The sequence below is a fragment of the Methylobacterium sp. B4 genome, assembly GCF_003201865.1.
In the GTDB taxonomy this organism is placed as follows: domain Bacteria; phylum Pseudomonadota; class Alphaproteobacteria; order Rhizobiales; family Beijerinckiaceae; genus Methylobacterium.
On the sequence record NZ_QJJJ01000015.1, the window covers coordinates 1 to 13,681 of the forward strand.

The 13,681-nt window shown below is 67.3% G+C and carries 11 protein-coding genes; 3 read left to right on the top strand and 8 right to left on the bottom strand.

What is annotated here, in order from left to right:
* Positions 1–334: 334 nt before the first annotated feature.
* From BY998_RS16900 to urtA, 7 genes are all read right to left on the bottom strand, one after another.
* Positions 335–652, bottom strand: coding sequence for a zinc ribbon domain-containing protein (locus tag BY998_RS16900; protein WP_110352779.1), 318 nt, complete (start codon positions 650–652; stop codon positions 335–337).
* A gap of 2 nt (positions 653–654) precedes the next feature.
* Positions 655–1,884: a formamidase gene (fmdA, locus tag BY998_RS16905; protein ID WP_110352780.1), complete on the bottom strand. Its 1,230-nt coding sequence runs from the start codon at positions 1,882–1,884 to the stop codon at positions 655–657.
* A gap of 139 nt (positions 1,885–2,023) precedes the next feature.
* Positions 2,024–2,713, bottom strand: coding sequence for an urea ABC transporter ATP-binding subunit UrtE (gene urtE / locus BY998_RS16910; RefSeq protein ID WP_181425545.1), 690 nt, complete (start codon positions 2,711–2,713; stop codon positions 2,024–2,026).
* 133 nt (positions 2,714–2,846) lie between these two features.
* Entirely contained in the window at positions 2,847–3,635 is a 789-nt protein-coding gene (gene urtD / locus BY998_RS16915; protein ID WP_110352782.1) for an urea ABC transporter ATP-binding protein UrtD, read from the bottom strand.
* 10 nt (positions 3,636–3,645) lie between these two features.
* Entirely contained in the window at positions 3,646–4,827 is a 1,182-nt protein-coding gene (gene urtC, locus BY998_RS16920; protein ID WP_110352783.1) for an urea ABC transporter permease subunit UrtC, read from the bottom strand.
* Between the two features lie 12 nt (positions 4,828–4,839).
* A complete protein-coding gene (urtB, locus tag BY998_RS16925; protein ID WP_110352784.1) occupies positions 4,840–5,766 on the bottom strand; it encodes an urea ABC transporter permease subunit UrtB in 927 nt (308 codons plus the stop codon).
* 109 nt (positions 5,767–5,875) lie between these two features.
* Positions 5,876–7,129 carry an urea ABC transporter substrate-binding protein gene (urtA, locus tag BY998_RS16930; RefSeq protein ID WP_110352785.1) on the bottom strand — a complete coding sequence of 418 codons (1,254 nt, stop codon included), beginning with the start codon at positions 7,127–7,129 and terminating at the stop codon, positions 5,876–5,878.
* A 457-nt stretch (positions 7,130–7,586) separates the two neighbouring features.
* On the opposite strand from urtA, the gene BY998_RS16935 reads away from it, so the two are divergent.
* Complete coding sequence (locus tag BY998_RS16935; protein ID WP_110352786.1) at positions 7,587–10,802, top strand: ATP-binding protein; 3,216 nt, start codon at positions 7,587–7,589, stop codon at positions 10,800–10,802.
* Entirely contained in the window at positions 10,795–11,697 is a 903-nt protein-coding gene (locus BY998_RS16940; RefSeq protein ID WP_110352787.1) for a DNA-binding response regulator, read from the top strand. Before BY998_RS16935 ends, BY998_RS16940 begins: the two co-directional genes overlap by 8 nt.
* Positions 11,698–11,819: 122 nt before the next feature.
* Here BY998_RS16940 and BY998_RS25180 read toward each other — a convergent pair whose 3' ends face one another.
* Positions 11,820–12,362: an SDR family oxidoreductase gene (locus tag BY998_RS25180; protein WP_210205503.1), complete on the bottom strand. Its 543-nt coding sequence runs from the start codon at positions 12,360–12,362 to the stop codon at positions 11,820–11,822.
* A 24-nt stretch (positions 12,363–12,386) separates the two neighbouring features.
* Here BY998_RS25180 and BY998_RS16950 point away from each other — a divergent pair, with 24 nt between their 5' ends.
* On the top strand, positions 12,387–13,187 hold the full coding sequence (locus tag BY998_RS16950; protein ID WP_110352788.1) for an invasion associated locus B family protein: 801 nt from the start codon (positions 12,387–12,389) through the stop codon (positions 13,185–13,187).
* Positions 13,188–13,681 lie beyond the last annotated feature (494 nt).

The window sequence follows — 13,681 nt, forward strand, 5'->3', positions numbered from 1 at the left end:
ATCGGTGCGGGGCTGGGTCTGATCGTTGAACTGGCCCACCGGCGAGGGCTGCTGCGCCAGGGCGCCCGTCGCCCCGGTGAGGCTGGCCGCCAGCAGGGCCCCGGCCGTCCCGATCCCGACGCCGCGGCGTCCTGATTTCTTCGTCTTCCGTCTCATTCGCTCAAGCATCGTCAGTCCCCAACCCGTCCTTTGCGCCGGCCTCCCCACAGGGTTCGTCCCGCTTGTCGTGTCGCGGCCGGCGGCTCCCTCTCGGAGCGGTTTCTCGGTTCGATCCATCCTCCCGGCGGTGGAACGGCGGGCACGTCGAGCGCCCGCCGCAGCGGCGGTCGTCCGATCAGTGGCTGATCATCCAGGGCCGCGCGTTCGGGAAGCTCTTGGCCGCCGCGGGCGCAGCGGACGTCTTCTTCGGCGAGCAGCAGCCGCAGCCGGCCCCGTGGCTGCGGGAGCGCCGCGGCTCGTGGCGGCTGCGCTCGTTGGTGGCGTGGGCCGCCTTCAGGCCGGCATCCATGCCGGAGATCCGCGGGGCGGTGAGGAAGGCCCGCTGGCATTCCCCGCCGCAATCCGGGCAGTCATGCGGATCCTTGAACTGCGCCATCGGGCGCAGCACGGTGAAAGGACCGCAGCTCTCGCAGGCGTAATCGTAGACCGGCATGATCAAAGATCCGGCGAGAGCGGCATCTGGATCGAGCCGTCGAGGAACTTCGTCGGCCCGGCCTCGGACGGGTTGATGTCGAAGTCGAAGATGCCGGTCGGAATCCAGAGCGTGGCGCAGGCGTTGGGGATATCGACGACGCCGGAGATGTGGCCCTGGACCGGGGCCGTGCCGAGGATCGAGTAGGCCTGGGCGCCCGAGTATCCGAATTTTTTGAGGTACTCGATCGCGTTGAGGCAGGCTTGACGGTAGGCGACCGTGACGTCGAGGTAATGCTGCTTGCCGTACTCGTCGACGGAGACCCCCTCGAAGATCAGGTGATCGTCGTATTTCGGCGTGACCGGCGACGGCTTGAAGATCGGGTTCTTGATCCCGTACTTGGCCATGCCGTCCTTGATCAGGCTCACCTTGAGGTGGACCCAGCCCGCCATCTCGATGGCGCCGCAGAAGGTGATCTCGCCGTCGCCCTGGCTGAAATGCAGGTCGCCCATGGAGAGTCCGGCGCCGGGCACGTAGACGGGGAAGTAGATTTTCGAGCCGCGCGACAGATCCTTGATGTCGCAATTGCCGCCGTGCTCGCGCCCCGGCACCGTGCGGGCACCCGTCGCCGCCGCCTGTTCCTTCGCGTCACCCTTCAGCCGGCCCATATGCGCGGTCGGCCCGAAGGGGAGGGTGGCCAGCGCCGGCACCCGGCTCGGATTGGTGTCGTAGAGCGCCTTCTCGCGGGTGTTCCAGGTCTCCAGCATCTTCGGATCGGGCAGACAGCCGATCAGGCCGGGATGGATCAGGCCGGGGAAGCGCACGCCGGGCACGTGGCGCGACTTGGTGAACATGCCCTCGAAGTCCCAGATCGACTTCTGGGCCTGGGGGAAGTGCTCGTCGAGGAAGCCGCCGCCATTGTTCTTCGAGAAGAAGCCGTTGAAGCCCCACTGGCTCTCGGGCTTGGCGCCGATGTCGAGCAGATCGACCACGAGCAGGTCGCCGGGCTCGGCGCCCTCGACGCCGATCGGGCCGGACAGGAAGTGCACGATCGACAGGTCGATGTCGCGCACGTCGTCGGCAAAATCGTTGTTCTTGATGAAGCCGCCGGTCCAATCATAGGTCTCGACGATGAAGTCGTCGCCGGGCTTCACCGTCGCGACCATCGGAATGTCGGGGTGCCAGCGGTTGTGCACCATGTCGTTGTCGTAGGCCGACTGCGTGAGATCGACCTTGATCAGGGTCTCGGGCATTTCCTTCGCCGCTCCTCTTAGGGAAAATGGGCAGCCGTTCCCGTTGCGTGTCCGGGGTTTGTCCGGCCGCTCTCGTGGGTGTGGTGAACTCGGCATTCCCTGACGCGCGCGCCTCCCGCCGAGCGGAGGCGCGCGTGGCTCAGACCGACAGGAACCGGGCGACCTGCGCCTCGTCGATGTCGGCGCGAAGACTTTCGTGGACGATCGAGCCGTTCTCGATCACGAGAACCCGGTCGGCCACATCCATGGCAAAGCTTAAGACCTGCTCCGAGACGACGATCGACAGACCGCGCTCGTCGCGAATCTTCTTCAGCGTACGCCCCATCTCGCGAATAATCGAGGGTTGAATACCCTCCGTCGGCTCGTCGAGAAGAAGGACCTTCGGATTGCTGGCGAGCGCCCGAGCGATGGCGAGCTGCTGCTGCTGGCCGCCCGACAGGTTGCCGCCGCGCCGGCCCTTCATCTCCAGCAGCACCGGGAACATCGTGTAGAGGTCCTGCGGCACCTTCCGCGAGCCGGTGACGGTGAGGCCCGTCTCGATGTTCTCCTGCACCGTCATGGTGGAGAAGATCATCCGGCCCTGCGGCACGTAGGCCAGCCCGTTCGCCACGCGGGCATGGCTCTTCAGGGTGGTGACCTCGGTGCCGTCCACGGTGATCGTGCCGGACTTGGTCGGCACGATGCCCATCAGCGTCTTCATGAGCGTCGTCTTGCCCATGCCGTTGCGGCCCATCACGGCAACGATCTCGCCCGGCGCGACGTCGAGGTCGATGCCGTGCAGCACCTCGCTCTGGCCGTAAGCCGAGTGGAGGTCGGAAATCGACAGCATGGCCTGGGTGCCCGGCATCACCGGCGGCACGAGGGAAGAGGGGGAAGTCTGGAGCATGATCCGTTCGCCCTTAAAGCATCATCCCGAAAGGTGGTCGCCGGATTTCGGAAGCAAATGACGCAAAAACAATAATTTAGTGACCGAGATAGACTTCGATGACCTTTGGGTCGTTCTTGACCCGCTCCATCGAGCCTTCGGAGAGCACACGACCCTGGTGGAGCACGGTGACCCGGTGGGCGATGTCCTCGACGAACTTCATGTCGTGCTCAATCACGAGCACCGAGCGGCCCTTGATGATCTGGTTCAGGAGTTCGGCGGTCTTGATGCGCTCGCCGACGCTCATGCCGGCCACCGGCTCGTCGAGCATCAGCAGCTCCGGGTCCTGGATCAGCAGCATGCCGATCTCCAGCCACTGCTTCTGGCCGTGGCTGAGGAACTCCGCCCGCTCGTCGAGCTGATCCTTCAGGAAGATCGTCTGCGCGATCTCGTGGATACGGTCGCGCACCTCGGCGTCGCGCTTGAAGGTCAGCGCCCCGAACACCGAGCGGCCGCGGGGGAACGAGATCTCGAGATTCTCGAACACCGTGAGGTCGTCGTAGATCGAGGGCGTCTGGAACTTGCGTCCGACGCCGGCCTGGACGATCGCGCTCTCGGAGAGCTTGGTCAGTTCCTGTCCCTTGTACTTGATCGAGCCGGAGCTGGCCTTCGTCCGCCCGCAGATCAGGTCGAGCACCGTGGTCTTGCCGGCGCCGTTGGGGCCGATGATGACCCGGATCTCGTCCGGATCGACGTAGAACGACACGTCGTTGACCGCCTTGAACCCGTCGAAGGAGACGGTGAGCGCCTCGACCGCCAGCAGGAAACTTTTGTCATCTGCCGGCGTGCCGATCGGCGCGGAGGAGGGGAGGAGGGCCGCGTTCATCGATGTCTCCTCACTCGGCCGGGGTGCCGTGGGGCAGGGCGGGGCTGGCCACGGGGGCCAGGCCCTTGGCCTTCCGGAACAGGCGGGGTTCGATGTGCTCGCGCCAGATGCCGGCCAGACCGTTGGGGAAGATCAGCACCACGGCGATGAACAGGCCGCCGAGACCGAACAGCCAAAGGTCGGGGAAGGATTCCGAAAAGCTCGTCTTGGCCCAGTTGACCAGCAGCGTTCCCCAGACCGCGCCGAAGAGGGAGAGGCGCCCGCCGACCGCGGCGTAGATCACCATCTCGATCGAGGGCACGATGCCGACGAAGGAGGGGGACATGAACCCGACCTGCAGGGTGAACATCGCGCCGCCGATCGCCGCGAAGGCCGCCGCGAGGCAGAAGGCGAAGACCTTGAAGCCCGCCACCGAGTAGCCCGAGAACCGGACCCGATCCTCCTTCTCGCGCATGGCGACGAGGATGCGGCCGAGCTTCGACTTCTTGACGTACTGCGCCATCAGGATGCAGCCGATCAGCAGGCCGCCGTTGACGAAGTAGAGGATGAACTTCGCGCTATCCTGGCGGATGTCCCAGCCATGGAGCGTGCGAAGATCGGTGATGCCGTTGATGCCGCCGGTATAGCCCTGCTGGCCGACGATCAGGATCGTCAGGATCGCGGCGATGGCCTGGGTGATGATGGCGAAGTAGGTGCCGCCGACGCGGCGCTTGAACATCGCCACCGAGATGAGGAAGGCGAAGGCCACCGGCACCGCGACGACGAGGAGCAGCGTCAGCGGCAGGCTCTGGAACGGGTGCCAGAACCAGGGAAGCTCCGTGATCTGGTTCCAGTCCATGAAGTCGGGAATGCCCGGCGTCGACTGGATCTTCGTATTCTCGACGCTGGACGCCTCCAGCTTCAAGTACATCGCCATGCAGTAGCCGCCGAGCCCGAAGAACACGCCCTGGCCCAGCGAGAGGATGCCGGCATAGCCCCAGCAGATGACGAGGCCCAGCGCGACGAAGGCGTAAGTGAGGTACTTGCCGACGAGGTTGAGGCGGAAGCCATCGAGCACAAGCGGCAGGACGACCAGGATCACGCCGGCCAGCAGCGCGAGGCTGACCCACTCGACCGGCTTCATGAAGGGGTTGTCGTTGACGGTGACCGCCTTCGACAGGGACTGCAGAGAACTCTTTTCTTGGCTCGTCATCTGGCGCGCTCCTCAGCGACGGACCTTGAGGGTGAACAGGCCCTGCGGCCGCAGCATCAGGATTCCCACCACCGCGAGCAGGGTGAGCACCTTGGCCATCGAGCCGGAGAGGAAGAATTCGAGGGTGGATTGGGTCTGCGAGATCGAGAAGGCCGAGGCGATGGTACCGAGCAGGCTCGCCGCGCCGCCGAAAACCACGATCAGGAAGGTGTCGACGATGTAGAGCTGGCCCGAAGTCGGCCCGGTGGAGCCGATCATCGTGAAGGCCGAGCCGGCAATGCCGGCGATGCCGCAGCCGAGGCCGAAGGTGGTGCGATCGACCTTCTCGGTATCGATGCCCACCGCTCCCGCCATCGGGCGGTTGCTCATCACCGCGCGGATCTGCGCACCGAAGCGCGAGCGGTACATCAGCACCGCGACGCCCACGGTGATGACGGTGGTGACCGCGATCACGAACAGGCCGTTGATCTGCACCTCGATGGAATCGGTGACGGGGATCGAGCCCATCATCCACGAGGGCAGTTCCACGCCGACCTCGCGCGGGCCGAAGATCGTGCGGTAGGCCTGCTGCAGGATCAGCGAGAGGCCCCAGGTCGCGAGCAGCGTGTCGAGCGGGCGCTTGTAGAGGTGGCGGATCAGCGCCCATTCCACCAGCATTCCCATCGCCCCCGAGGCCAGGAAGGCGAGCGCCATGGCGACGAAGAAGTACGCGCCGAACAGCGAGGGCAGGTAGGTCTGGAAGAAGGTCGAGCAGAGATAGGTGACGTAGGCGCCCAGGATCATGAACTCGCCGTGGGCCATGTTGATGACGCCCATCTGGCCGAAGATGATCGCCAGGCCCAGAGCCATCAGCACGTAGACGGAAAACAGGATCAGACCTGCGAAGCCCTGCATCACAAAGATTGAGCTGAGGTCTGCGAGCGAATAGTCGCCGAACATGGTTTGTGACTCCGGCGGAATTTCCTGGGAGAGCGCAGCAAGTGTCGGGCCACGCCCGTCATGTCGCGGATGTCCCCTCCCGCAGGGGAGGGGACCGGAGCGCCCGCGACTATTGGTAGCCCTTCGGGAAGGGGTTCGGCTCGATCAGCTCCGGGCTCTCGTAGACCACCTCGAACTGGCCGCTCGGCAGGGCCTTGGCGACGCGGGTCTTCGACCACAGGTGATGGTTCGGGTGGACCTTCACGTAGCCTTCCGGTGCCTCCTTGAACTCAATGTCCGCGGACGCCGCGGCGACCTTGTCGACATCGAAGGAGCCGGCCTTCTCCACGGCCATCTTCCACAGGAACGGGCCGAGATAGGCGGCCTGGGTCACGTCGCCGATGACGATCTTGTCGCCCCACATCTTCTTGAAGGCGGCGACGAACTTCTCGTTGTTCGGGTTCTTCAGCGACTGGAAGTACTTCATGCAGGAATAGGCGCCGGCGATGTTGTCGCCGCCGATTCCGTCGATCTCGTCCTCGGTGACCGAGATCGTCAGCAGGGTCTGCTTGTTGAGGTCGATGCCCGCCGCCTTGAGCTGCTTGTAGAACGCCACGTTCGAGCCGCCGACCACGTCGGCGAAGATCACGTCCGGCTTCTTGAGCTTGATTTTGTTGATAACCGAATTGAACTGCGTGTGACCGAGCGGGAAGTACTCCTCGCCGGCGACCGTGCCCTTGAGCACGTTCTCGATATGCTTGCGGGCGATCTTGTTGGAGGTGCGCGGCCAGATGTAATCGGAACCGACCATGAAGAACGACTTGGCGCCCTTCTCCTTGGCGACCCAGTCGAGCGAGGCGAGGATCTGCTGCGTCGCCTCCTGGCCGGTGTAGATCACGTTCTTGGACTGCTCCAGGCCCTCGTAGAAGGTCGGGTAATAGAGCAGGCCGTTATACTGCTCGAAGACCGGTAGGGCGGCCTTGCGCGAGGCGGAGGTCCAGCAGCCCATCACCGCGGCGCAATGGTCGTTGACGAGGAGCTTCTTGGCCTTCTCGGCAAAGGTCGGCCAATCGGAGGCGCCGTCCTCCTGGATCACCTTGATCTTGCGACCGAGCACGCCGCCCATCTCGTTGATCTGGGCGATGGCGAGTTTTTCCGCCTGGATCGAGCCGGTCTCGGAGATCGCCATGGTGCCGGTGGCCGAGTGCAGGATGCCGACCGTGACCTCGCTGTCGGTCACCGCGAGCCCGGTCGTGTTGACGGCCGAGGTCGGCGCGGCGGCGAACGCCATCCGCGGCATCATCGCCAGCGCGGGAAGCCCCGCGAGACCCATGAGAAGCTTGCGCCGCAGGGCCGAGTCCAGGCCCTTCTTGTCGTCCGCCATCGTGCCTCAACCCCTGTATCTCGTCTCGGCACGGCTCTGCCGGTCGGCGGCCGTGCTCGAACGAGGGGAAGGCTAGGCGTGATGATGCGGCGCACCCATACGCTGTTTTGCGTATGTCCGCCCGGCAGCCCGGGCCGTAGCGTGCCGTTCTCGATTCCGTGAGCACCGCGCGCTAGAGATGTCCGTGCCCCGCCGTGACGGACAGTCGGAGAGACACTTGGCCGGCACATCCGTTGCAAGCCGGTGATCCGCCCATCGTGAGGACGGCCCCCTGAGCGCCCGGTCCATCATCCCGATCCGTCGGGACTATAACCGCCTCGTCGCCGACGAGACGCTGGAAGACTATGCGCTGCGCTTCACCGCCAAGAAGGCGCGGCGCTGGTCGTCCTTCCGCATCGCGCAGACGGCGCTCGGCTCGCTCTCGTTCCTGGCGCTGGAAGCCATCGGCGGCACGCTGGTGCTCGCCACGGGGTTCACCAACACCTTCGCCGCCGTGCTCGTGGTCGGGCTCATCATCTTCGCCACCGCCGCGCCGATCACCATCTACGCCGCGCGCTACGGGGTCGATATCGACCTCCTCACCCGCGGGGCGGGCTTCGGCTATCTCGGCTCGACGATCACGTCGCTGATCTATGCCGGCTTCACCTTCCTGTTCTTCGCCATCGAAGCCGCGATCATGGCGCTGGCGCTGCAGCTCTGCTTCGGCCTGCCGCTGTGGATCGGCTACATCGTCAGCGCGGGGGCGGTGATCCCGCTCGTGATCTACGGCATCCGCCTCATCAGCCGGTTCCAGCTCTGGACGCAGCCGCTCTGGATCGGTCTCAACCTGCTGCCGCTCGTCTGCATCTGGTTCTCGGGGCCGGTGCCGTTCGAAGCCTTCACCGGCTATCCCGGCCTGGAAGCCGCGGGCGCCGGCTTCGACCTGCGCCTGTTCGGGCTCGCCTCCGGCATCCTGCTGGCGCTGCTGGCCCAGGTCGGCGAGCAGGTCGACTTCCTGCGCTTCATGCCGCCGCCTGAAGGGAAGGGCGATTGGCGCTGGTGGGTCGGGGTGCTCTCGGCGGGTGCCGGCTGGATCGTACCCGGGATGCTCAAGATCCTGCTCGGCGCCTTCCTCACGGTGCTGGCGCTGGGCCACGGCGTCTCGCCGGAGCGCGCCGCCGAGCCGACGCAGATGTACGCGGTCGCCTTCGGCTACGTCTCGGGCTCGCCCGGCGTCGCGCTGGCGCTGACCGGCCTGTTCGTGGTGATCTCGCAGCTCAAGATCAACGTGACCAACGCCTATGCCGGCTCGATCGCGTGGTCGAACTTCTTCTCGCGCCTGACGCATAGCCATCCGGGCCGGGTGGTCTGGCTCGTGTTCAACGTCGCCATCGCGCTGCTGCTGATGGAACTCGGCATCGACAAGACCCTCTCGAGCACGCTGCCGCTCTATGCCTGCGTGGTCTCGGCCTGGGTGGGCGCGCTCGCCGCCGATCTCGCGGTCAACAAGCCGCTCGGTCTGTCGCCGCCGGGCATCGAGTTCAAGCGGGCGCATCTCTACGCCATCAACCCCGTCGGCACCGGGGCGATGGTGCTCTCGCTGCTGGCCGGCTGCCTGATCCATGCCGGCCTGTTCGGCGACGCGCTCCAGCCCTTCGCGCCGATGCTGGCGCTGGCCACCGCCTTCGTCGCCGCACCCGCCATCGCCCTGGCGACCGGGGGCAAGCGCTACCTCGCCCGCGACCCGCAGACCGCCTGGGACCGGCCGGAGATCACCTGCCGGGTCTGCGAGCACCCGTTCGAGGCCGAGGACATGGCCCGGTGCCCGGCCTATTCCGGGCCGATCTGCTCGCTGTGCTGTTCGCTCGACGCCCGCTGCGGCGACCTGTGCAAGCCGCACGGACGGTTGGAGGTGCAGGCGCACGACGCGCTGTCCCGCGTCCTGCCTGCCCGCACCGCCGCCTGGATCGGCGCGCCGCTCGGCCGCTACATCGCGCTGATGCTGACCCTGATCACGGTGATCGGGCTGATCCTCGTCATCGTCCACGCGGGTGCCGCCGCCGCGCATCCGGAGCACGGGGAAACCTTGCGCGCCGCGCTCACCAGCCTGTTCTTCATCCTGATCGTGATTCTCGGCGTGGTCGCATGGCTGTTCGTGCTGGCCCAGGAGAGCCGCCGCGTCGCCCAGGAGGAAACCGCGCGCCAGACCGCCCTCTACGAGGCCGAGATCGCCGCCCACAAAGTCACCGACGCCAAGCTGCAGCAGGCCAAGGAGACGGCGGAGGCCGCCAATCTCGCCAAGAGCCGCTACGTCGTCGGCATCAGCCACGAATTGCGCACGCCGCTCAACGCCGTGCTCGGCTACGCGCAGTTGCTGGAAGGCGACCCCAGCATCCCGGAACCCCGCCGCAACGGCATCCGGGTGATCCGCCGCAGCGCCCAGCACCTCTCGGGGCTGATCGACGGGCTGCTCGACATCTCGCGGATGGAGGCGGGCCGGCTCCAGACCCACCGCAACGAGATCCGGCTCGCCGACTTCCTCGCCCAGATCGTCGACATGGTGCGGCTCCAGGCCGAGGGCGCGGGCCTGACGTTCCGCTTCACCCGGCCCGAGATCCTGCCGGCCGTGGTGGCGACCGACGAGAAGCGCCTGCGCCAGATCCTGCTCAATCTCCTCTCCAACGCGATCAAGTTCACCGCCGAGGGTGAGGTCGCCCTGGAGATGACCTATCGCGGGCAGGTCGCCGTCTTCACGATCCGCGACACCGGCCTCGGCATTCCGGAGGCCGATCTCGGCCGGATCTTCGAGCCGTTCGAGCGCGGCTCGATGCCCGCCGCCCGCGCGGCGCCCGGCACCGGGCTCGGGCTCACCATCGCGCATCTGCTGTCGCAGGTGATGGGCGGCGAGATCACCGTCGAGAGCCGGGTCGGGGAGGGCACCTGCTTCCGGGTGCGGCTGATGCTGGCCTCGGTGAGCCGCCCCGCGCCCGCCGCGATCCCGGCCCCCGCGGCGGTGACGCGGCCCTCCCTGGCAGAACCGGGCCGCCTCGTTCTCGTGGCCGACGACGATCCCGCCCACCGCGCGCTGATGCGCGAGATTCTGCAGCCCCTGGGCTTCACGGTCGCCGAGGCGCCGGACGGCCCGGCCTGCCTCGCACTGGCCAAGGCGCGCGAGCCGGCCCTGATCCTGCTCGACATCGCCATGCCGGGCATGAGCGGCTGGGAGGTGGCGCGAACGCTGCGAGAGACCGGCTTCACCGCCCGGATCGCGATGATGTCGGCCAACGTCCACGAGATCAGCCCGACACGCGGCGCGGACGCGCCGCACGACGACATCATCGCCAAGCCGTTCGACATGCAGGATCTTCTGGAGAGGATCACAGGGCTTCTGGGTACCGCCCGCCCGCTCCCCGGGCCCGCCCCGGAACCCCGCCCGATCATGCGCCCCGAGCGTCCGACCGAAGCCGCGAAGGACGGCGCGGCGCGCGGGGGAACCGTGCCGGCCGAGCACGTCGCCGCGCTGCTGCGCCTCGGCCGCATCGGCCACGTGCGCGGCATCGAGGCCAAGCTCACAGAGTTGGAGAGCGACGCCGCCGTGCCGCCCGCCTTCATCGCGCAGATGCGCGGGCTGGTGACCGCCTACGACATGCGCCGCTACGTCGGCGTTCTGGAGGGGTTGGCCCGCGATGCCTGACACGCGGCGCGACATCGTCCTCGTCGTCGATGATTCCCCCGATACGCTCAGCTTTCTCACCGAGGCGATCGAGCGCTCCGGCGCCACCGTGCTCGTGGCGGTGGGCGGTGACCTCGCCCTCGACCTCGTGGAGGAGATCACTCCCGACATCATCCTGCTCGACGCGGTGATGCCGGGCATGGACGGGTTCGAAACCTGCCGCCGGCTCAAGGCCAAGGGCCATCTCGCCCACGTGCCGGTCATCTTCATGACCGGACTGTCGGAGACCGAGCACATCGTGAAGGGCCTGGGCGCGGGCGGGACCGACTACGTCACCAAGCCCATCGCCCCCGACGAGATCTTGGCGCGCATCCGCGTCCATCTCGCGAGCGCGCGGGCCGCGCAGAGCGCCCGGGCGGCGCTCGACACCGCCGGGCGGACCTTGTTCGCGGTCGATGCCGCGGGCGCGGTCCTGTGGTGCACGCCGCAGGCCGCGCAGGTGCTCGCCGCGCTCGGAGCGAGCGAGCCGCTGAGCCTTCCCCCGAGCGGGCGCGACTGGCTGGCCAAATGCCTGGCCGGCGCCGCCGCGCCCCTCACGCTCACCGATGCGCAGCGGCGCATCCATACCTTGAGCTTCATCGGCCGCACCGGGCCCGAGATCCTGCTGCGGCTCTCCGGCGATCCCGCCGCCGCCGGCCTGGAACGGCTGCGCGAGCGCCTGCCGATCACCGGCCGCGAGGCGGAGGTGCTGCTCTGGCTCTCCCGCGGCAAGTCGAGCCGCGACATCGGCGAGATCCTAGGCTTGAGCCCCCGCACGGTGACGAAGCACCTGGAAGGCATCTACGCCAAACTCGGCGTCGAGAACCGCACCGCCGCCTCGGCGGTCGCGGCGCGGCACCTGCGCGATCTGGATTGATCCGCCGAACCCCTGTCGTCATCGCGAGGCGGAGCCGAAGCGATCCAGGGCTCCGCCTCCTCCGGAAAGGGCGCGCAGCTGGATCGCTTCGCATGCACTCGCGACGACGGCGTTGACAGCGGTCAGATCAGGGCACGCGGGCCGTTCGAGGCCGAACGGCCGCCATCGACCGGCAGGTTGCCCCCCGTGACGAAGTGCGCGTCCTTGCTCGCCACGAAGGCGACGGCCCCGGAGATGTCGTCGGGCTCCGCCCGGCTCATCGGGATGCGTTCCTCGAACTTGGCGACGCGTTCGGGCTGGTCGGCCCCCGGTGCTGTCCGGCGAGGCGGCCCGCCCCGCAGCGAGGCCCGGTCAACCGGTCCCGATGGGGCCGGGACACGAAAGCGCCAAGACCGAACCCGGCGCGACAGTGATTCCCGAGCCTCGACATCACTTGAGGCCGCGCGCGCAGGGGTGTACGGCGCAGGCGTCATGCCTTCGCCGCATTCCACGGGGAAGCAGGCCGCCGTCTCGTTCGGGCGAAAAACCGTGCCGCGCCCGATGCCGCGCCCGGCGATGGGGCGCAGCGCTCCCGCCGGCCGCGCCTCGGATCGAACGGCCGGACCGTCATCCCGCGAGTCTGCGGCGCGCCCGAAGAAGCACCGCGTCACGCGTCTACGCGCCATTTCGTTGAAGGGGTCATAACGCCGATGTTCCTTGCCAAGTCTTCCATGGCCAAGCCTTCTGCGCGCCCGCTGCGCGTGGCCGCGTTCCTCGCCATGGCGGGCCTGGGCGTCGGCCTGGGCGGAACCGCCTTCGCTCAGGCGAAGAAGCCGGCCGCCCCGGCGCCGACCCCCGCCCCCGCTCAGGCCCAGCCCGCCGCCCCTGCCGGCCAGCAGGCCCAGAATGCCGGCCCGCAGATCATCAACGTGAAGTCGGAGCCGAGCCAGGCCGACTGGACCAAGGTCTGCGGCAAGGACAACAATTCCGGCACCGACGTCTGCTACACCACCCGTGACTTCGTCTCGGATTCCGGTCAGCCGGTGCTCGCGGTCGCGCTCTACGACATGAAGAACGCCTCCACGAAGCAGGAGGTGAAGGTCGTCCGCTTCCTCCTGCCGCTCGGCCTGATGCTGGCGCCGGGCATGCGCTTCGACGTCGACGGCAAGGAAGTCACCGGCGGCAAGTTCGCGGTCTGCTTCCCCAACGGCTGCTTCGCGGAGGCCGGCGGCGTCTCGAACGAGTTGGTGACCGCCCTCAAGAAGGGCACCACGCTCAACGTCCGGGTCCAGAACCAGACCCAGCGCGAGGTGGTCTTCGCGGTGCCGGTGGCCGGCTTCGGCAAGGCCTTCGACGGCCCGGCCATCGATCCGAAGGTGCTCGAGGAGCAGCAGAAGAAGCTCCAGGCCGAGATGGAGAAGCGCAGCGACGAGATGCGCAAGAAGCTCGAGCAGCAGGGTGGCGCCGCGCCGGCCCCCGCCGCCCCGGCCGCCAGCGCCGCTCCGAAGTAAGTCGCAGAACGCCTCATCCTCGAAAGGAAGCCCCGCCGTGGTCACCACGGCGGGGCTTCTTCGTTTCTCGCTGCCTGCTTGGGTCAGGGCAAAGCAGAGCCGAGACCGAGGAGACGCAACCCGACGAGCGGTGACGCGTTCTGCCTGTCCCAGATCGATCGGCAGTATCGCCACAGTCAATCGATGAACGTCCGTTAAGGATGTTTCGTCGGTGAGCCGTTTGGATTGCGTGAGCAACGGTGACGAAACGCACCGCGCAATCCCACTGCACAAGGTTAGGGGTTATTTAACGGATCAAGGCGGCCGCGAGAGAGGAGCCGCAACGGAGACGAGAGATGAGCCAGCGCATCGAAGACATCAAGTTCATGGCGACGATGACCTTCGTCACCTTATTCGGCACTTGCCTGACGGCGCTGGTGGGCTGAGCGAAGCCCGCGTCTACGGCTCCCCTTTTGGGCCGAATGCGTTAAGAAGCCGCTTCCATCCCAAGCCCG